The organism is Methanomassiliicoccales archaeon (assembly GCA_038740345.1).
In the GTDB taxonomy this organism is placed as follows: domain Archaea; phylum Thermoplasmatota; class Thermoplasmata; order Methanomassiliicoccales; family UBA472; genus JAJRAN01.
The window spans coordinates 13,976-33,569 of the sequence record JAVYMA010000021.1 but is presented as its reverse complement, the minus strand read 5'-3'; the positions used below and the strand labels follow the sequence as shown (position 1 = coordinate 33,569).

Sequence of the window (19,594 nt, the reverse complement as noted above, 5' to 3'; positions counted from 1 at the left end):
GCAAACTTAGTCCCGCTTTTGATTTATTATTTTGATTTATTATGTTCAATCCAAACTAATTGCTATTTTGATTCGATATTTCATAGTTTATCAAATAAGGTATAAATAGATTCATACTGGATAGAGAAAATGATGAAAGTCCTTGTCCTAAGTGTCGATCGCGACGATGACTTCGGTGTCAAAGCGGGGTTAGATAGCCCGTTTATCGGACGACAGGAGAATTTGGACGCCGCTATCGCTTTAGGTCTTAAGGATCCAGAGGATTCAGATATTAACACCATCTTTGCAGCTATTAGTATCTATGAAGAAATGATTAAAAAAGGAATTGATGCTGAGATCGCAACTATTTGTGGAAGTCATAGGGTTGGATATGAATCTGACGTTGCATTAGGACAGGAATTAGAAAATGTATTGGAAGTAGTGAAACCTGAGCGAGTTGTATTGGTATCTGACGGAGCTGAAGACGAATATATCTTTCCTATGGTAGCTTCTAGAGTAAAAGTAGACTCTGTCAAAAGGGTATTCGTGAAACAAGCACCTTCTGTGGAAGGTACATATTATGTCATAATTAAAATGCTGAAAGATGATAAGATCCGAAAACGTATTCTTTTTCCAATAGGTCTGGTTTTTACGATATTAGGTCTCTTCTCACTTCTTCCTATGGTAATACAATATTTAGAATCCCCCTCCTGGGAAATAATTTCAGGTATGAGTTTTGGCTTTTTAGGCTTGGCGTTGGGTATTTATCTAATTTCCTATGCCTATCACGTGGGGGAAAGGTCGATAAACGGGGCTAAGAAAATAGCTAGAGCGATTAGATCTGGAAGCCAAATGATACCTTTCGCTGTCCTTTCATTCATTTTTCTTATTGCAGGAATTGCGGCAGGTTCAAATGCTGCTAATACAGCTGAGGATGAAAGTTTGGTATTGAAATCGCTGTTGTTCTTGGGTGGTGTCCTTTGGCTCTGGGCATTCGCTGCTCTTTCGTACGCAGCGGGGAAGTTCGTGAACTTATTTCTTTCGGAAGGAAAGATGCATTGGGGTTATCTCGTGACCACGTTATCCATTTTTGCTATAGCGTTTATAATTCAAGGTGCGATTGATTCAACGATGTTCTTCCTTGGCTTTCAGGATTTTGATGAGATTTTTCTTATGTTAGAGATATTGGCTGGATTTCTTCTTGCAGGATTTAGCGGATTGCTCGGAGCCACGCTCAGGGCGCAATCAAATCAAAGTATGAAAAATACAAACAATGTCGCCAAAGGGAATGAGGAATAGGGTTGAAATGAATTTCGAAGATTGGGAACCTATTTATCACGAGATAATTAGCGAATTCGGTTTTTCTCAACAAAATGATGAATTAGCAGCTAAAATACTAGCATCTGCAGTTTCTCGATTTGAATTTGATTATGAAGAGTTAATCGCGAAAAAGATGAGAAAGATTGCAACTATATGTGGCGATGCTGATTCTTTGCCTCATCATCTAAAAAAATTCGGTATTCATGGTACTTTGATCGCTGCCGATGACGCTACCAGTGTTCTCATTAGAGAAGGTTTTGTCCCAGATTTTATTGTAACCGATTTGGATGGTGATTTGCCAACGTTGTTGCAGGCAAACATTAAGGGTTCGATATTAGTTGTTCACGCTCATGGAGATAATATCAGCAAAATTCGTGATTGGATAAGTCTGTTCTCTTTCCCGATTATCCCAACCGTTCAATGCAAACCATTTGCACCTTTACGTAATTATGGAGGGTTCACGGATGGAGATAGAGCTGTAATTCTAGCTAGAAGTTTCGGAGCCAAGCATATTTATTTATTAGGCTTCGATTTCGCGAACCCGAAAAAGAAGATAGGAAAAGATATTAACATTAAATTACAAAAATTAGCATGGGCTAGAAGACTTATTTTTGATCTTAATCCTCCTGGTTTCTGTTTGTCGATTCCTTAATCCATTCTAAATATGGGGGAAAACCATCATCTATAGAATACATTACAATGCACGGGATTTTATATGGATGATTTTTCTTTACAAATTTTTCAATTAAAGGAAAATCTTCCACTCGCGCTTTCAGCAGAACGGCAAACTCTTGCCCTTCTTCTATTTCATTTTCCCATCTATAAATTGACTCAATAGGATACAAATTTGCGCAAGCGACTAACCTATTTTCTACTAATTGCTTGGAAATCTTTTTAGCTGACTCCATATCGGGAAAGGTCAAATATATTGAACAGTAAATCATGGGAGAGCAATCTTTATTGCGATATATGCGCCTTTCATATAGAACATCAATGAACAATAATTTGACAATTTTAAGCTTTAACTGATGAAAGAATGAGCTTTATTTATCTCTTTTAAGCTTACTGGCTATTTATGCAAATGTCGATAAGTTATTTATAGCAACAAATGGTTATTCTTAGGCAGTTTCCCTCGCATTGATTGCAGGGATAAGGAGGAAAGCGAATGGAAGGTGAAGGCGCGAAGCCTCTTCCATCTGAAGATAAGCCTAAAGGTGCGATGAACAAGACTTTGGTCATTGTCATCGCCGTCATTCTGGTTTTGGCGGTGGTCCTGGCGGCTGTCTTATTGATGGGAGGGGGAAATAAGGGCCCCACGGCCAGTTTTTCGGTGAGTTCGAATTTCGTCTCATTGGGAACACCGGTCGTGTTCAATGGCTCAGCTAGCTCGGACTCTGATGGAAGCATTGCGAAGTATATTTGGTGGTTCGGAGATAGTGTGACACCGCAAGAAACTACCACGGCAATTGTGTCTCATACCTATCTCTTCCCCGGTAAATATATTGCCATTCTCGAGGTAGAGGATGACAAAGGAGCAAGAGCTGATACATGGAGCAGATTGGTGAAGATAGAGGTTACAAATCCACCAGCCCCAGAGGAGCCAAGCTCGACATCAGTACCCTTTGCAATGGTTGCTACATCAGCTGACAGCATAACAAGTGGTACGAAGGTCGATTTCAATGCAGGAGACTCCAAGGCATGGGGAGAGACCGAAGAGGGACCAGTATTATCATCTGATTTTATTTCTGGTCTCATTTGGAACTTCAACGATGGATCTTCACCAATTGAGGGCAGTTTCGAAGAGAAAGCACAGGTGAATCACACTTTCACTGGTGCAGCTAAGTCGTTGTTCCCTACCTACTGCATTGTGAAAGGTGAGGGGGCCGTCCAGCAGAGGTATTATAACACGATAGTCATCCCACCGACGACTACCACTGGAGTAAAGAATCCTGATACATTCGTCATGGTTTCTATCGGAGAGCCGGAGTCTTTGGATCCAGCTTATAACTATGAGAGTGCCGGTGGAGAAGTGTTGCAGAATGTTTATGAGACGCTAGTCTGGTACGACGGAGCAAGCCCCAATGATCTAAAACCTGTCTTGGCCACAAATGTGCCGACGATAGCTAATGGTGGCGTTTCTCCTGATGGAAAGAATTATACATATTATATAAAGCAGGGCGTGAAGTTCCACGATGGAAGCATCATGACTCCAAGAGATGTAGAATTCTCTTTAGAGCGAGTCCTAATGATGAACGATCCGTGGTCACCTGCCTGGATGCTTGGACAGGTCATGATACCGAACTATTATGACTATGATGTTCCACCTCAGGATCTTATTGAACAATCGGTCACCGTGAGCGGCAATGCGGTCACAATCCATCTAGTAACTCCATATCCGGCCTTCAACCAAGTGATGGCATATACAGTAGCATCAGTAATGTCAGAAGCTTGGATCAATGCTCATGGAGGCGTTGTCCGGGGCGAAGCCTTTAACGAGTATGCTAACACCCACACGATGGGAACAGGACCATACAAGCTCAAAGAATGGGTAACTGGTCAATATTGGCTACTTGAGAGGCATGAAGAATATCATCTTGGACCTGCTCCTCTGAAGTACGTATTGTATAAGAAGGTTGAGGATGTGGGCACGCGGGAGATGATGCTCTTCTCTGGTGATGCCGACTGCATATATGTGCCTCGGCAACAGACTGGTGATGTAAGAGGAAGACCTGACTTAAGGATCGTGGAAGGAAATCCAACATTCAACTTAGATTTCGTGGGATTTAACCAGAACATAAGGAAGAGTACTACGTTGGACCAGGGTGATGTTCCTGCATGGTTCTTCGCTGATCAGAACGTCAGGAATGCTTTCGTGCGTTGCTTCGACTATGATAAGTTCATAAATGATGTTCTGTTAGGCACAGCGATACAACCGAATGGAGTTATTCCATTAGGTATGTTCGGCCACAGCAACGCGCCAAAGTATCAGTTCAACCTCCAAGAAGCAGCGAACTATCTCAAGCTGGCTATAGATAATCGAACAGGTGTTTCTTACGCGGAACAGGGCTTTAGAATAGTCCTTTACTACAACTCGGGGAATACCGTCCGTGAAGCCGCTTGCCAGCTTTTAAAGAACGGTCTGGAGAGCTTAAAGACACTGGGCTATGTTAATGGAACAATTACTGTAAGCGTTCAAGCTCTTGATTGGTCTGGTGCTTACCTACCCGCAGTCCGTGGAAGAACATTGCCTATATTCTTCCTGGGGTGGGCTCCTGACTACAACGATCCAGATGACTACACTCAGCCATTCTACCGCGAGAGCGGAACATATGCATTGAGAATAAGCCTGAAGGATCCGGTGCTCACACAGATGGTAGATGCTGCAGCGGTTGAGCTAAACGTTACTAAGAGAGCCCAGATGTATAATGAAATGGAATGGTATGTCTACAACAAGACCTACTATATGTGGACTGCCCAAGCTACGCAGTTCCATGTGGAGAGGGCTTGGGTGACAGGCTACTATTTCAACCCAATGTTTAGCGGCCTGTATTATTACGTGCTTAATAAGCAGGCTTAAGCATCGCCCATCAAACCTTTTTATTTTTATAATTTTATTATCTTTTCATTTTACTGACTAATCTAGAAGGAGAAAATGGCTGGATAAAAGAAGGATAATCAGAAATTAATCATCTCACCTTGCTTTAGCCAGTCATGAAAAGGGCTTTATAGCAAGAATCCGTTTTTCCCAAAATAGGGTGACGGAATAATGAAAATGAGCACGTATATTTTACGACGCCTTCTTCTGCTCATCCCCGTGCTCATTGGGGTATCAATTTTCGTCTTCGCGCTTACTAGAATAGGAGGCGATCCAGCAGCTGCTTATATAACAGAAAAGATGAATGAACAGCAGATTGCACAAATTTATCAAAAATATCACTTTAACGAGCCTTATTATATACAATATTGGTATTGGCTAGGAGGTGTAATTCAGGGCGATTGGGGAATAGCAAAGTCCGAGAAAAATCTTCCAGTCACAGAGGTGATTGCGAAAAAGTTCCCCGCGACATTTGAACTTACTGTCGTCAGCATGTTAATCGCCGTTTTTGTTGGAATAAGCCTAGGCACCATCTCAGCAGTCCGCAAGGATAGACCTGTGGATCATGCTACGAGGATAATAGCTCTCTCAGGTGTTTGTCTTCCGATATTCGTACTAGCTCTCATTCTCCAATATGTTTTCTATTACCAATTAGGTTGGTTCCCCTCAGGGCAACGTTATGATCCTATGCTTGCCCTCGCCACTGGCGGCTATAATGATTATACTGGTTTCGTGCTGATTGATACCGCTCTTTCAGGGAATTGGGAGCTATTCAAAGATGCGCTATGGCATTTAGTGCTACCAGCTGTCACCTTATCTTTTGGGACCATTGCAGTTTTGACCAGGATAATGCGTTCGAGCATGCTTGAGACTCTCAATCAGGATTATGTTAGAACAGCTAAGGCCAAAGGCTTGCCCAGAAAAGCTGTAATAAATCGTCATGCAAGGAAGAACGCGCTTATCCCCACTACCACGGTAGTGGGATTAGCATTCGGAGGTTTGCTTACAGGCGCAGTTCTAACTGAGACCATCTTTTCTTGGCCAGGGCTAGGACAATGGTCCACCCGAGCCATCGTAATGAATGATACCGCATCAATTTTAGGCTTTACTTTGATAGTGGCTTTCATATATGTTTTGGCGAATTTAATCGTGGACTTATTGTATGCGTACCTGGACCCAAGAGTAAGATTGGGGTGAATAAATGAAGGTCGCTTATTCTGGTGAGGATTTGCAAAGTGGATTTAAATTTAAGGAAAGAATCGTCTTAATGAAAAAAGCCCTGGCTCCTCGCTTGAGAGAATTACGTTATTCGTTGTATTTGGCCAGAAAAAGTTTGTTGGCAATGGTCGGTTTGATTTTAGTTCTTTTCGTCGTTATCATAGCTATCGCCGCTCCCTGGCTATGTCCACCTGCAAATCCTGCTGATCCTATGCAGATACCCGTGGATTTCAAGCAGCCTAAGCCACCCGGTATTTTAGTGAATGACCCAGAACTCGCTGCACATCCTTTAGGTACTGGGAAGTTGGGAGCAGACATATATTATGGCATTGTCTGGGGTGCTAGGACATCGATGTATGTTTCTTTGTTCGTTGTGTTTACCGCAGCGATCATTGGGATAGTACTTGGGGCGGTGGCAGGTTACTATGGAGGAGCGGTAGATGAGGCATTGATGCGCATCACGGACGTATTCCTTTCCATACCAGGTCTAATATTGGCAATGGCAGTGGCAGCTGTTTTGAGCAGAAGTCTTGAAAATATTATGCTTGCTTTAACTGTTGTTTGGTGGCCTCCTTATGCTCGACTCATTCGAGGTCAAGTTCTTTCTGTAAGAGAGAATGTTTATGTAGAAGCCGCTAGAGCGGTAGGCTCGAAGAAAAGTCGAATTCTTTTTAGACATATTGTTCCGAATTGTATGGCACCGCTACTCGTCCAGATAACAATGGATATAGGTGTGGTCGTTCTAGTGGCCGCTGGTCTATCCTTCATAGGATTTGGTGCACCTTCAGGAACAGCAGAATGGGGAAAAATGGTATCTGATGGTCATGATTATTTCACTGGCCAAGTTGTTTGGAAAGGCCAATTCTATAACCCATGGTGGATGTGGGTATTCCCAGGGCTGATGATTTTCATATTTGTTATGGGATTTAATCTGTTGGGAGATGGTCTCAGAGATATCATGGATCCAAGGTTGCGAAGATGACATCATGAGGTGTGTTAATGGATGAGAGTGAAGTACTCGTAAAAATCGAGGACCTCTATGCGAATTTCTATACCTATCAAGGAGTCGTTAAAGCGTTGGATGGAATCAATCTCTCAATATGCAAAGGAGAAACCTTTGGCCTTGTTGGGGAAACAGGATGTGGAAAAAGTGTTACAGCAAATTGCATTTTGCGTTTAATACCTACACCACCAGGGAAAATCGAGAAAGGAAGAATCCTTTTCATGCCACCCTCAGGTTCTGACAAGGAAATATCAGATCTTGAGGCAAGATTACATAAGTTACGTTCCAGTCCAGATTTCAAAAAAGACGATCCAACGGTTAAATCGCTGGAAGCTGAATTGGAAGAAGTTCGCGAAATCAGAAGATTGAAGAAGGAAATGGAAGAGAAGAAATCAACACCGGGCTTTTCTTTAGAAGATCCTGATTATAAAAAATTGAAAGAAAGGCTTGACAAAATATTCTCCCGCTATGATCTTTTAGCTCGTTCTGAAGAATATATGCGTAAAATTCGTGGCAAATACATATCCATGATTTTCCAAGAACCTATGTCTGCGCTCAATCCAGTATTTCCAGCTGGAGAGCAAATAGCGGAGGTTCTGCTGCTCCATGAAAGAAAAGAGTTGGCTCAAGCAGTTCTTCGTAACATCGATGCCCATAAAAAAGATCTTCAACAAATCAAAATGAGTTCATATACGAAAACTGAGAAAGGCGAATTCAAATGCGACCAATGCGGCGCTTTAATGGTGGCAGAAGAAGATCAATGCCCTCAATGTAAAGCGCAATTCAAAAGCATTAAACGCCTCCGGCCTTTAGAATCGATGGCTCTGAGCTTTTACCGTAGATTTTATGTCACAATGGTGAAGAACCCTGATGCTAAGTCGCTTCGCTTGGCTGCCAAAATCCCCATAATTAGAAGATATCAAAAATTGATGAAGAAGGAAGCCTTAACAAGGGCAGAGATGATGCTGCGATTGGTTCGAATCCCAGACCCAAAGAATGTGGTCCGCTCTTATCCTCATGAGTTGTCTGGTGGAATGCAGCAAAGGGTAATGATTGCTATGGCCTTAGCATGTAAGCCTCAGATGCTTATCGCGGATGAGCCGACTACCGCTCTAGATGTCACTATACAAGCTCAGATCTTGAAACTCATGAAAGATCTTCAGAAGGAGACAGGGACTTCAATACTTCTGATTACGCATAATCTGGGAGTTGTGGCTGAGACTTGCGACCGTGTAGGCATAATGTATGCTGGTGTGATGGCTGAAATAGGAGATGTGACATCCATATTCAAGGAGCCCCTCCATCCTTACACTCAAGGATTACTTAATTCAATACCTAGAATCACTTCAGGTGCAAAGAGACTGGATATAATTGAAGGAAGCGTTCCGAACTTGATAAAACCGCCATCTGGTTGCCGCTTCAATCCAAGGTGCCCTTATTCCATGGATATTTGCAAAATAGAAAAGCCTCCCATGCTCGAGGTCGGACCGGGGCATTCAGTTGCTTGTCATCTTTACACGATAGGAGGCGCCGTCTAATGAATGACTATCAAATTCTTATTGAAGCGAGAGGGTTAAAAAAGCATTTTGAAATAAGAGGAGGCCTGTTAAGGCGCTCCACTGGTAGTGTAAAAGCCGTAGATGGAGTAGACATCGCGATTAGAAAAGGAGAAACTTTAGGATTGGTAGGGGAAAGTGGTTGTGGGAAAACGACCGCTGGAAGATGCCTTTTAATGCTATTATCCCCAACTGAAGGGAACATCTTTTTTAAAATGCCTCAAGAGGCAAGAAAGCATTGGTTAGAATTAGAGGAGGAAGCTTCCAGATTCAAGGCTAATGGGGGAATCCCCGAGAACTTAAAGAGTGAGATGGAAGAATTGTTATCACGATATGCCTTAAACCGTAAAGATCCAGAGGAGTTGCGCAAACTCAGAAGAGAGATGCAAATAGTATTCCAGGATCCCTTTTCATCACTCAATCCTAGAATGTTAATACGCGACGTTATCGGAGAACCGCTTATGGTGCATGGCGTAGCCAAAGGAGAGGAATTGCGGGAGCGAGTAATACAATTGATGGAAAAAGTTGGCCTAAATCCTGAGCATCTTTATCGCTATCCGCATGAGTTCTCGGGAGGTCAACGTCAGAGAATAGGCATCGCAAGAGCTCTAGCTCTGAATCCTGATTTCATAGTTCTGGATGAACCTACGTCTGCATTAGATGTAAGTGTGCAGGCGCAGGTTCTAAACATGTTGAATGATCTACAGGAGGAACTAGACCTTACTTATCTTTTCATATCTCATGATTTAAGCACTATCAGATATATGTGCGATCGGATCAATGTTATGTATTTGGGAAAAGTAGTGGAATCAGCAACCAAGGAAGAATTGTTCAAGCGCCCCATGCACCCATATACTGAAGCATTGCTAAGCGTTATTCCAGTCCCCGATCCAGATTTAAAACGAAATAGAATTGTGCTATCGGGGGATGTCCCTAGTCCAGCTCGACCGCCTCCAGGCTGCAGATTCCACACACGCTGTCGCTATCGTGAAGCCATCTGCGAAATGCAAGAGCCTGCCCTTGAAGACAAAGGGGGCGATCATCTAGTGGCGTGTCATTTCCGTTGAGGTACGATGGCCAAGAAACGAGTTATTTCACGAACTGTAACATCTGTTGAGAAGAAAGCAGAAATTCAAGAGAAAACATGGAGGCAATGGCTTCACCAGACTTATGCGAAGTATTGGTATGCTGTAGCCTGCATGTTTGCCGATGTAGCGATTTTCCTTGAGCTGCGAAGGAGCGCTATAGGAGGTTGGATCTTATCTTTGCTCTCACTGTTAATCCTGGTGATTTTACAGATTATTCTTTTTAATAAAATTTGGCCAAAAGAAAATATCAAGGAGGAGTGAAACAAAGAAAAAAGGGTTATTATAGCGCATAACACCTCATCTTCAGCATGGCAGCGGGTGCGCCACTTACAGCTCTGGCGATAGCTGCTGCAGCTATCATCGTAATATTGATATTAGCCTTCAGGTCTTTAACCAGTCAAGATTTTTTTATGGATGATGATAGTGATGGATGGATAGAGCCTTTTTTCAATGCGTTTATTATTGTTTCTTTGTTGGGGTTTCTTTCATGGTTCAATCTGCGTTTGATAGAAGAGCCCGTATCTCTGGAGATGAACGTTACAGGCGCATTTGTCCCTGTTTTGGTTTCTTCATATCTTTTGGTTCATGTTCCTGTTGGATGGAATAAGTATTCCATTTCTTTTATAATGATGGCTGCTCTTGCATATCTAACTACCGATTTTAATGCCAATGGCGTTCATATAAATATCAACCACTGGTTTTTAATCATACTTGCTTGCGCGTTCATTTCCTATATCCTTGCGGGCCTTAATCTTCGAAAGTCTCTAGCTTTGTCTTATGTGTCGGCTTCCCTTGGAATGCTGTTTGGTGGTGACGTAATGCACCTTTATGAATACCAAGAATCCATGGGGACTTTCATATTCGGGTTTAGTGGTTTGCTGGACTTTATATTTCTTAGCGGAATTTTAGCGGTTGCATTTGTAGGTGCAATTCATTACATAACTAATTCCATTGGTATTCAGCCTATTATAGAACACGATGCCTAAAATTCTACTTGGGTATCTTGAGCATCTTCCATATTATGAAAAACATTCAATACATATATTGCCAAGAAGTGTGATTGGGGTGCGGGGAAAGTGTGACCGTCGTGAGCATGGAGGACGTGATTCTCGCTCTGCAGAATACACTTGGCAGAAAAGGCATGTCATCAGAGGACATATCCAAGCTAGCAGAGTACATTATGTCCTTCTTTGGATTCACTGATGAAGTCATCGATAATAAACTGACCTCGGAAGATAGAGACGTTTTTTATATGCTCGAAGAAGAAGGTTTTCTCACCACGACGCAAGAAGAAGTACATCTAAAGAAAGGTAAGCTTTGGCGGATTCATTATTGGATTCTCAAAAAAGATCAAATACTTCGCCTGGCGAGAAGGGAAGAAGAGAGATCGAAAATAAGGGATGAATGCTCAGCGGTCTATGAAGATATCTCAGATGATATCTGGAATAGCCGAAATCAATGCAACAGGTTTACTCATGATTGACTTGTATGAATTTCATTTAGCCAATTGTTTTATAGCACACCCTAATTACCTGAGGAAGAGCTGAGAAATGACTGTAATAATACCTTGGTGGGTTTCTTTAATTTCTATAATCTCCATCTACTTAGCTTTAATTTATATTATTAGAAAGAAAAAATGGCTGGCAGAACGTGGCATCTCGACATATGGGCCACTAATAATGTGGAGGACAGAAGGTGGAAAGAACCTGATTGATCGCCTCGCAAGACCATCTCGTTTTTGGCATGCTTATGCATTTGCAGCTAAAATTACTTGTTTGGCCGTTGGCGTATTCATAATGGCATTACTTATTTGGGAAGCCACCATAGTCTCTCGCATCCCGGATGACAGCGCGCCCACCCTGGAAATGATGCTAGGGATCCCTGGTGTGAATCCGATTATACCGGTGATTTATGGTATAATCGGCTTGATAGTAGCCATTTTTGTTCATGAATACGCACACGGCATACTAACACGTGTTGGCCAGATGAGAATCAAATCATTAGGCTTACTACTATTCATCGTACCTATAGGCGCTTTTGTGGAGCCCGATGAGCAACAAATCGCGAATGCGGACCGCAAGCGAAGGACAAGTCTATATGCAGTAGGGCCAGCGACTAATATTTTCTTAGCATTGTTTTGTGTGCTGCTTTTTTGCAATATTTTGATGGCTTCGGCCGTACCTATAAGAGAAAATCCTGTAATTTTAGCCATTGGTGAGGATAGTCCAGCGATACACGCAGGGTTATCATTTGGCGCTCAGTTGGTCGAGATAGGTGGAATAGAAATAGAAACTATAGATGACTTCAATACCCTTTCTTTTGAGCCGGGAAGCTTGGTGGATGTATCCTATTATCTTTCAGGAGAGCTAAGGAGAGCATCAGTTACGGCTGGTTTGACATTAGTGGATGTCTCAAAAGGCTTACCAGCTTATGAGGCGGGACTTCGGCCGGGTATGATTTTATCTATGTTGAATGGCACCATAATACGCAACCAGCACGAACTAGAAGAGGTACTCGCTTTAACCCATCCAGGTCAAACAGTGAGTCTTGAGGCTTTATATTATGATCAAGACTCTGAGAAATATCAGATATATCCTGTCACATCGATTACTTTGACAAGTCGGAAAGCTTACCTAAAGGATATAGACCCTAACTTGGTGAATGAGAGTGAGCCAGATAGGGGTTTTATGGGGATCAATTCAGCGTATATGGGAATGCTCGTGGGATCCCCAAGAGCTTTAATAAGATCGCTAGCAGATCCCTTAGCTAATATAAAAACGCCTTTAGATTTCTTTGGAGCTTCTTTGAGATTTATAGCCCTTCCATTCCAAGGATTAGCGCCAATCGAATCACCACTGAAGGATCTTTTCGTTCCTGATGGTCTTTTAGCCTGGATGCCTAATGATCTTTTCTGGTTCATTTCCAACTCCATCTACTGGATATTTTGGATAAATATAATGGTAGGAATGACTAACGTCCTTCCAGCGGTTCCTCTCGATGGGGGGTATTTGTTCAAAGACGCTGTGGACTCAATAGTACAAAAGCTTAAAAGAAATGCTTCGGAAAAGGAAAGAGCTTATTATGTCGCATTGATAACATATCTATTTGCAGTCCTGGTGCTCCTACTTATCGTGTGGCAGTTCATCGGTCCAAGATTACTCTAATTTAAACGCTATTTTAAAAAAATAATTAATTGACGTGGTGTGAAAGGTGATTCTAATGTGCAATATAATTAAACTCTGCGTTCAATTTCGAATTTGAATCCACTAATCAACGCATTGCAACGGGGGCACAGATCCTCATGCAAATACCCAATATTTTGATGCACATCAAATAGTTCCTCACATTTTTCACAACGTCGTAGCACTAAAAAAGGAGGGAGATAGTCTTCACAACTCAACACTCTTTTAGAATTATTCTTCGAGCAAGAAGATGCAATGCAACTATCGCAAAGAGACCTTCGGCTAATATTAATGATTACATGTTTACTGATGCGTATTCGAGTCAATTTGTATCTCCTTATTCCATTCTTTCTCAGAATTAACTATAATTTATACTTTATCAAACCTATTACGATATATCGAAGGGGTAGACAAGTCATATTACGACTTGACGATGAAATAAAAAAAGTAATTGGGGGAGGGGTTCTAAAAGCTTTTAAATTTTATTTCTTACGCGGTCCTTTAACTCCCCAAGCTTTCCTTTATTCCAACTATTAGTCTTCGAGAAGAACCCTGTAACCCTAGTGATACCTTCTACATTCGTGGAGGAGCATTGAGGACATGAAGGATAGAGGCCACGCGCAGTCCTTCCACAGTCCAGGCATGATGTGAATTCGGGACTGAAGGCAATCTGCGCATTTTGCGTATTTTCAAAAGTCTTACGAACGAATGAGGCAACACTTTCCGGATCTGGTTTATGCTCACCAAGCCAAACATGAGTGAGGGCTCCCGCATCGATGAGGGGGTGGAACATCCCTTCTGTTTTGGTGCGTTCTATCGCGCTCACTGGGGCCCCCACGTTCAAGTACGTCGAATTTGTATAATATATCTCCCCATTATTGCGATTACCCCGGATAACAGTCGGTGCCTGCAAGGGATAATACTTCATATCCAATTTTGCGAATCGATACGCCGTGGACTCAGCAGGTGTTTGTTCAAGAGGCATTCGAATTCCATAATGCTCACCTAATCGCTCGGCTTCTTTCTTCATTTCAGCTATTACTTTAAGGCCGAATTTTAACGCATCTTTCGACTCATGCAATTGATTGCCAGTATGATATTGCACCATTTCATTCAATCCCACCATTCCGACCAAAAAAGAAGCTTTGTGTAGACGATAATAAGGCTCTCCGTCGAGTTCCATGGTTAGAAGAGCGAGTGGCCCATGTTTGCCCATGGCCAATAGCTTAGAAATGAACTCCCTCTTTTGCATATGTGCCTGGGCTACCATGTCAAGTCTTTCTTTTAGAATATCAAATAGACGAGAATCGTCCTGATGAGCTTCATAGGCTATCCTCGGAAGATTAAGCGTCACATTCTGCATCGCTGAGTAGCGCATCTTCCAAGGCGTCTTTGCATCTTCGAGATCCTGCCTATCAAGTTTAAATGTAAGACGGCAACACTCTGAAATTTTAGCCGTATTTCCGCGATCAAATACAAAATAAGTATTCCCCTTTTCTGAAGCAACAGAGCAAATCTTGTGCATGAACTCTTCGTGTCCATCAGTTTTGAAGAACTTTTCCGTCATATGCACGTTTGGCTTGGGGAAGAAAAATGGTCGCCCCATGGCATCTCCTTCTATATATACATCGAAGAGAGCAGAGACGAACCTTTGTGCATCTTCCTGATAGTCTTCATAATTGGCACCAGTGAATTCCCCTTTGGGTCCGATAGCAGGCACACCAACAAAATGGTCTGGAACTTCCCAATATAAATTGAGATCGCTGAAAATGGATTGGCCACCTCGGGCCACAGCTTGTTGCGCGAATTCGAAAATCAGGATCTGAGCCAGCTGCTTCATTCGTCTATCATCGACATTCTCTAAATAAGGAGCTAGAAAGAGATTTACCGCGTCCCATCCAATGGCACCTGCAAAATGCCCTTGAAGCGCAGCGGAGAATTTGATTATTTGTTCTATCAAAACCTCGGGGTGTTTTGCAGGTTTAGCGATACTGATTGCATTTGGTAGGTTAAGTCCAAACTTTTTAACATACTCGATTGACTGACCGGAGCAATAAGGTCTATCAATCATTCCAAGATCGTGTAAATGAATGTCTCCGCGCATATGAGCATCAGCAAGGTCTTGACTAAAGACCTCCAATAAAGCAAACTCTTTCTTTATCCTTTCAGAAAGCGTGAGATTCGTGGCTTCAGGTCCATGTGGAACGTTAGCATTTTCTTTATTTGGATTCATTATTATTTGTCTTGCATCATAAAGGGGGACGCCCAAACGAGTATGCTGACGGCGTATTTTGGCTAGACCGTACTCTACCAGTTTGGCATTGGTAAGTTCGCGTATCAAAGGAGCTGTCACCACGTCCAACTCCAAAGATGCTATAAGCTTCTCAACCTCCCTAGCCACAATGGAAGCGGCGTCCTCGCTAATAGTAGTCTCTCTGATCAAAGCCTCGTATATTCTGCTTCTATCCCATTTCTTAATCTCCTCATCCGAAGTTCTCACGAAGAGTGAGAGTTCTGTAGACTCCTTTTCATCCGACCATATTAACCCTGGTTCAGTGTCTCGAACATCTGCTGACGACTCTACAAACTTCATGTCTACACCCCATTAAATTTAAGGCCTGAAATTTCAAAGGGTTAATGTTAATCTACCCCATCCCGTGCATCATCATATTACAGGCAAAAAAGGGGATTGCGCGGTGCCGATAAACTATTTTTTGGGCAATAATCTGCTAACATTTTAAATGCCTGTTAATACCTGAAAAAGGCTTATTATTTACCATATCTGTTACCATATTTGTGAACAGATGTTTCATCCAGAGAGAGATTTAAGGTTCGTAATCCTTGATATATTGAAAGAGGAAGGAAAATCGATTAGCGCCATATCTCGAGAATTGAAAGAAAGGGGCTACGACCTACATAGGCTCATACTGACTGGTTATCTCAGAGCTATGACTGACCTCAACGTTCTCAGAGAAAAAAATATACCGCCTGCAAAGATATTTCTTGCATCGAAAACCAAGGAACAAACCATTTATGAGATAATTGGCGATAAAGTAAGACAGCTTTATGGAGAAGGAGAGAAGTCAGATAAAATCATCCTATTCACATTGAATCGTTTATTCCGCAGAGCTATTTTCTCTGATGAAATGGTAAAAGCAGGAATAAAAACATTCCCAGGCGTCGAAGCTTCAAAGGAGGAAAGACAACAAGCCAAACAAGCACTCACTCGTTCGGGTTTCAAAGTTCCAGATTCTCTCAAAGCGTATATAATTGATGATCCCGAAATGGAGAAGGAATATACCGAAGTACTCGCAAGGCTGTTAGCTGATTTATTCAATATTAATTATTTAATTAAGGAGACTAAACAAACAAGACTCAATTTGTAAATCATATAGCAGGTCAAATATGAAAGATTCAGTGGCGAGCAACATATTTAAATAGCAATCTCTTTCGCTCGCATATGGATCTTGAGGCGTTGGTCAACGATTTGCGGTCCTATCCTGGAATATTGCGCAAAAAGACCATTTCAGACGTTCTCAGCTTCTTTCCAAAGACCTCGCAAAATAGAGTGTTGGCGGCATATGGAGAGGATGCCGCTGTAATTGAGCATAAAGGTTCTGTTTTACTTTTAGCCGCTGATGGTATTATGGAGAGTTTGATGAAAGCTAATCCTTGGTTCGCGGGATATTATGCCATTTTAGTAAATATAAATGACATCGCTGCGATGGGAGGAATACCTTTAGCCCTTGTCGACATAATTTCTATGAAGGATGAAAAGGTATGTAGTCAGGTAATGAAAGGGATGGAGAGTGCAAGCACCAAATTTGGTGTTCCTGTAGTGGGGGGCCATACTCATCCAGATTGCAATTACAATGCAGTGGACGTAGCCATTTTAGGGACTGCGGAGAAGGAAGAAGTGATATATAGTCATAAGGCTCAGATCGGAGATGACATAATTTTTGTTATGGATTTGGATGGATATTATCCTGAAAAATTGAACTATGCCTGGGATACTACTAGCAGGAAAGATGCGGAAAAGGTCCGCCGACAGATACTGCTCATGAATGAGGTAGGAAAAAAACGATTGGCTCATTCTGGTAAAGATATGAGTAATCCTGGCTCAATCGGTACATTAGGGATGCTTCTTGAGACCAGTGGCAAAGGAGGAGTAGTCGATTTAGACAAAATCCCACGTCCAAAAGGTATCGATTTCAACCAATGGTTGAAATCATATCAAGGCTGTGGATTCGTGCTTACAGCAGATCCTAGAAACTCAATGGAGATAATTTCCATATTCCAAAAAGAAGGGGTCGATGGGGCGATTGTTGGTAGGGTAGATAATAGCTCCAAACTGATTATCCAATCGGAAGGAGAATCAAAAATACTTTTCGATTTCAGGACAGATAAGATTACTGGTTGTGGTCCAGAATTACTTCCGGAAAGATGTAAATACACTGACCATAAGTGCTAGGCCACGGAGGTTGTCGCCTGGTCCCGGGCATGTGATCCAATCATCTTCTCAGCCCCGCCCCCCTTCGAGCGCTGGTAGTCCAGGGTAAGGCTGCTCCCGTCAGGGCCTGACCCGTTCCCCCTGATTAGGATCAGGGGCGCCGCCCTCCAGCTGCGCCACGAGATCGCCACCAACCCCGAAGGACAGAACCTCATAGTTGATGACTGGGCATGCACGGTTCCAGTTACGCCGCCCTCCGCTGTCACCCCCGCTATCGACGATTTGCGGTGTATAAGGGCACGCCGAACGTCCCGGTCTAGCCTAGCATAGCATCTTATTCATGAATACTATAAAAAGATATTCTATCGGTAAGCTATTTCATTTACAAGACGTTTTATTAAGTCAACTAATATTTGATTTTAAAATAAATTAATTAACAAATAGTTTTATTATTGATAAAATTATTTCGAGGATGGGGAGGAACGATTGAGTCGGGTGGGTCTTAAAGCACATAAGTATGGTTTGCTCAGAGTCTCTCAGGCATTGGAGAAAGGAGAATCGCTTTTCGAATTTCCTAGAGATAGATATGCCAGCCTGAGAAGAAATTTGGTGGGAATGTTTTCTGGCATCGCCATTATATTAAGTCTATGGTACGTAGTTGCGGAAATGGTCTCCGCTATGAAAGGAGTGTATTTTCCCAGACCTTTAGAGACCTTTCAAGCATTTGCCGATGCATTAAGTGGCATCCCAATCCAGGGAAAGAGCATTTATGACCATACATTTGCTAGCCTATATCGATGGGGGGTAGCATACGTCCTTGCAGTGGTCGTGGGGATTGGTATAGGATTCCTTTTAGGCATTTCCCAGAAGGCGCATCAGCTTTCAGTGGTTTCAATCTACATTTTACAAATGATACCTGGTCTAGCATGGATACCAATTGCTATGCTAATATTTGGTTTAGGGGAGACGGCAACAATTTTTATGATCTTCATGACTGCTTTCCCCCCCATAGTTATCAATACTTCGGGGGGATTGCGTTCTGTATCCTGTGTTTATAAAAGAGTATCTCAAATGTCGGGAGCTGGGCGTTTACTTTCCTTCAGTTTGGTTTTTTTACCTGCCTCTGCTCTGTCCATAATTGACGGTTTGCGCATAGGACTTGCTAATGGTTGGAGGGTGCTGATCGCTGCTGAAATGGTAGTTGGAATAGCCCTTGGCCTAGGATATGTCATCATCCAATCAAGATATAGCTTGGATTATGTGTCAGCATTCGTATCCATCATGATGATATGTTTGATAGGGCTGACAGTGGAAAAGATGTTGTTCACAGTAATTGAAGAAAAAATAAGAGACCGCTTGGGTCTTGAAAGGGAAGTATAGTATGCTGGAATTAAGAGATGTAAGTAAAGTTTTCCTAGATTATGAAAGGGGCAAAGGTCTTGTCGCCCTAAGCCACATCAATCTTAAGGTAGAAAAGGGCGAGTTCGTATGCTTAATAGGTCCCAGTGGTTGCGGGAAAACCACCCTCTTGAATGTGGCTGCTGGGTTTGAAAGGCCTACAAAAGGAGAGGTCTTATTCGAGGGCCGTCGATTAGATGGTCCAGGACCGGATAGGGCTGTTGTTTTCCAAGAGTTCAGTCTATTTCCTTGGATGAGTGTCCTTGAAAATATAGAGTTCGCTTTAAGGGCGGTTGAAGCAGATAAAAGACAACGAGAAAAGAGGGCTAAATTCTATTTGAATTTAGTAGGGCTGTCAAATTTTCAAGCTGCAAGGCCCAGCGATCTCTCAGGTGGGATGAAACAGCGTGTGGCAATAGCCAGAGCCTTGGCTATGGACCCTCAGGTGCTACTCATGGATGAGCCCTTTGGTAGTTTGGATGAGCAGACGCGAAGGCGTTTAGATAGTGAGACTTTGTGCCTCTGGAAAGTCGGCAGGAAAGGTGTTATATTCGTAACCCATAATATTGAGGAAGCTATATTTCTAGGGACAAGAGTAGTTTTGATGTCCCCCTCGCCAGGTAGAATAATGAAAGAATGGAAGATAAATTTAGAATGGCCAAGGGATCCCGCCTCTCAGGAATTCGCCTCACTGAAGAAGGAAATTTCGTCTAATTTACATATTTGCGCTTGTGCTAAGACTTCCGCTTCATCACCTGAGACTTTAACTCCTGTCGTCATAGAAGAAAATGAGAAAATCGGTTGA

17 protein-coding genes and 1 other RNA gene are annotated in these 19,594 nt (G+C 42.4%); 15 read left to right on the top strand and 3 right to left on the bottom strand.

The window, feature by feature from the left end:
- The first annotated feature begins 129 nt into the window (after positions 1-129).
- Positions 130-1,278: a DUF373 family protein gene (locus QW520_07405; protein ID MEM0449628.1), complete on the top strand. Its 1,149-nt coding sequence runs from the start codon at positions 130-132 to the stop codon at positions 1,276-1,278.
- Entirely contained in the window at positions 1,268-1,951 is a 684-nt protein-coding gene (locus QW520_07400; GenBank protein ID MEM0449627.1) for a 6-hydroxymethylpterin diphosphokinase MptE-like protein, read from the top strand. Before QW520_07405 ends, QW520_07400 begins: the two co-directional genes overlap by 11 nt.
- On the opposite strand, the gene cutA is transcribed toward QW520_07400, so the two are convergent.
- Positions 1,917-2,207, bottom strand: coding sequence for a divalent-cation tolerance protein CutA (gene cutA / locus QW520_07395; GenBank protein ID MEM0449626.1), 291 nt, complete (start codon positions 2,205-2,207; stop codon positions 1,917-1,919). The genes QW520_07400 and cutA overlap by 35 nt on opposite strands.
- 257 nt (positions 2,208-2,464) lie before the next feature.
- Here cutA and QW520_07390 point away from each other — a divergent pair, with 257 nt between their 5' ends.
- The 9 genes from QW520_07390 (at position 2,465) to QW520_07350 (ending at position 12,923) form a co-directional block, all read left to right on the top strand.
- Positions 2,465-4,876, top strand: coding sequence for an ABC transporter substrate-binding protein (locus tag QW520_07390; GenBank protein MEM0449625.1), 2,412 nt, complete (start codon positions 2,465-2,467; stop codon positions 4,874-4,876).
- 189 nt (positions 4,877-5,065) lie between these two features.
- Positions 5,066-6,091 carry an ABC transporter permease gene (locus QW520_07385; protein ID MEM0449624.1) on the top strand — a complete coding sequence of 342 codons (1,026 nt, stop codon included), beginning with the start codon at positions 5,066-5,068 and terminating at the stop codon, positions 6,089-6,091.
- A 4-nt stretch (positions 6,092-6,095) separates the two neighbouring features.
- Positions 6,096-7,094 carry an ABC transporter permease gene (locus QW520_07380; GenBank protein MEM0449623.1) on the top strand — a complete coding sequence of 333 codons (999 nt, stop codon included), beginning with the start codon at positions 6,096-6,098 and terminating at the stop codon, positions 7,092-7,094.
- A 17-nt stretch (positions 7,095-7,111) separates the two neighbouring features.
- Complete coding sequence (locus QW520_07375; GenBank protein MEM0449622.1) at positions 7,112-8,653, top strand: ABC transporter ATP-binding protein; 1,542 nt, start codon at positions 7,112-7,114, stop codon at positions 8,651-8,653.
- On the top strand, positions 8,653-9,738 hold the full coding sequence (locus QW520_07370; protein MEM0449621.1) for an ATP-binding cassette domain-containing protein: 1,086 nt from the start codon (positions 8,653-8,655) through the stop codon (positions 9,736-9,738). The genes QW520_07375 and QW520_07370 overlap by 1 nt, the downstream gene beginning before the upstream one ends.
- Positions 9,739-9,744: 6 nt before the next feature.
- On the top strand, positions 9,745-10,020 hold the full coding sequence (locus tag QW520_07365) for a hypothetical protein (GenBank protein MEM0449620.1): 276 nt from the start codon (positions 9,745-9,747) through the stop codon (positions 10,018-10,020).
- A gap of 47 nt (positions 10,021-10,067) precedes the next feature.
- Positions 10,068-10,745, top strand: coding sequence for a DUF1614 domain-containing protein (locus tag QW520_07360; protein ID MEM0449619.1), 678 nt, complete (start codon positions 10,068-10,070; stop codon positions 10,743-10,745).
- 92 nt (positions 10,746-10,837) lie between these two features.
- Positions 10,838-11,242: a DUF6015 family protein gene (locus QW520_07355; GenBank protein ID MEM0449618.1), complete on the top strand. Its 405-nt coding sequence runs from the start codon at positions 10,838-10,840 to the stop codon at positions 11,240-11,242.
- A gap of 196 nt (positions 11,243-11,438) precedes the next feature.
- Positions 11,439-12,923, top strand: coding sequence for a site-2 protease family protein (locus QW520_07350; GenBank protein ID MEM0449617.1), 1,485 nt, complete (start codon positions 11,439-11,441; stop codon positions 12,921-12,923).
- 493 nt (positions 12,924-13,416) lie between these two features.
- Here QW520_07350 and nrdD read toward each other — a convergent pair whose 3' ends face one another.
- Positions 13,417-15,534 (bottom strand): anaerobic ribonucleoside-triphosphate reductase, encoded by a 2,118-nt coding sequence (nrdD, locus tag QW520_07345; protein ID MEM0449616.1) that lies wholly within the window; start codon positions 15,532-15,534, stop codon positions 13,417-13,419.
- Between the two features lie 211 nt (positions 15,535-15,745).
- Between nrdD and QW520_07340 the strand changes: the two genes are divergently transcribed.
- The gene (locus QW520_07340) at positions 15,746-16,327 is read left to right on the top strand and encodes a hypothetical protein (GenBank protein ID MEM0449615.1); all 582 of its coding nucleotides are present in this window, start codon (positions 15,746-15,748) and stop codon (positions 16,325-16,327) included.
- A 74-nt stretch (positions 16,328-16,401) separates the two neighbouring features.
- Entirely contained in the window at positions 16,402-17,412 is a 1,011-nt protein-coding gene (locus QW520_07335; GenBank protein MEM0449614.1) for a methanogenesis marker 2 protein, read from the top strand.
- Here QW520_07335 and ffs read toward each other — a convergent pair.
- Positions 17,407-17,718: signal recognition particle sRNA (ffs, locus tag QW520_07330), an RNA gene on the bottom strand. The two genes, QW520_07335 and ffs, sit on opposite strands and share 6 nt — an antisense overlap.
- 168 nt (positions 17,719-17,886) lie before the next feature.
- On the opposite strand from ffs, the gene QW520_07325 reads away from it, so the two are divergent.
- Both QW520_07325 and QW520_07320 read left to right on the top strand, forming a co-directional pair.
- Positions 17,887-18,771 carry an ABC transporter permease gene (locus QW520_07325; protein MEM0449613.1) on the top strand — a complete coding sequence of 295 codons (885 nt, stop codon included), beginning with the start codon at positions 17,887-17,889 and terminating at the stop codon, positions 18,769-18,771.
- Between the two features lies 1 nt (position 18,772).
- On the top strand, positions 18,773-19,594 hold the full coding sequence (locus QW520_07320) for an ABC transporter ATP-binding protein (GenBank protein MEM0449612.1): 822 nt from the start codon (positions 18,773-18,775) through the stop codon (positions 19,592-19,594).

Coding starts and splice junctions, on each gene's coding strand:
- QW520_07405 (MEM0449628.1), top strand. CDS start 130: ATGATGAAAGTCCTTGTCCTAAGTGTCGATCGCGACGATGACTTCGGT.
- QW520_07400 (MEM0449627.1), top strand. CDS start 1,268: ATGAGGAATAGGGTTGAAATGAATTTCGAAGATTGGGAACCTATTTAT.
- cutA (MEM0449626.1), bottom strand. CDS start 2,207: ATGGAGTCAGCTAAAAAGATTTCCAAGCAATTAGTAGAAAATAGGTTA.
- QW520_07390 (MEM0449625.1), top strand. CDS start 2,465: ATGGAAGGTGAAGGCGCGAAGCCTCTTCCATCTGAAGATAAGCCTAAA.
- QW520_07385 (MEM0449624.1), top strand. CDS start 5,066: ATGAAAATGAGCACGTATATTTTACGACGCCTTCTTCTGCTCATCCCC.
- QW520_07380 (MEM0449623.1), top strand. CDS start 6,096: ATGAAGGTCGCTTATTCTGGTGAGGATTTGCAAAGTGGATTTAAATTT.
- QW520_07375 (MEM0449622.1), top strand. CDS start 7,112: ATGGATGAGAGTGAAGTACTCGTAAAAATCGAGGACCTCTATGCGAAT.
- QW520_07370 (MEM0449621.1), top strand. CDS start 8,653: ATGAATGACTATCAAATTCTTATTGAAGCGAGAGGGTTAAAAAAGCAT.
- QW520_07365 (MEM0449620.1), top strand. CDS start 9,745: ATGGCCAAGAAACGAGTTATTTCACGAACTGTAACATCTGTTGAGAAG.
- QW520_07360 (MEM0449619.1), top strand. CDS start 10,068: ATGGCAGCGGGTGCGCCACTTACAGCTCTGGCGATAGCTGCTGCAGCT.
- QW520_07350 (MEM0449617.1), top strand. CDS start 11,439: ATGTGGAGGACAGAAGGTGGAAAGAACCTGATTGATCGCCTCGCAAGA.
- nrdD (MEM0449616.1), bottom strand. CDS start 15,534: ATGAAGTTTGTAGAGTCGTCAGCAGATGTTCGAGACACTGAACCAGGG.
- QW520_07340 (MEM0449615.1), top strand. CDS start 15,746: ATGTTTCATCCAGAGAGAGATTTAAGGTTCGTAATCCTTGATATATTG.
- QW520_07335 (MEM0449614.1), top strand. CDS start 16,402: ATGGATCTTGAGGCGTTGGTCAACGATTTGCGGTCCTATCCTGGAATA.
- QW520_07320 (MEM0449612.1), top strand. CDS start 18,773: ATGCTGGAATTAAGAGATGTAAGTAAAGTTTTCCTAGATTATGAAAGG.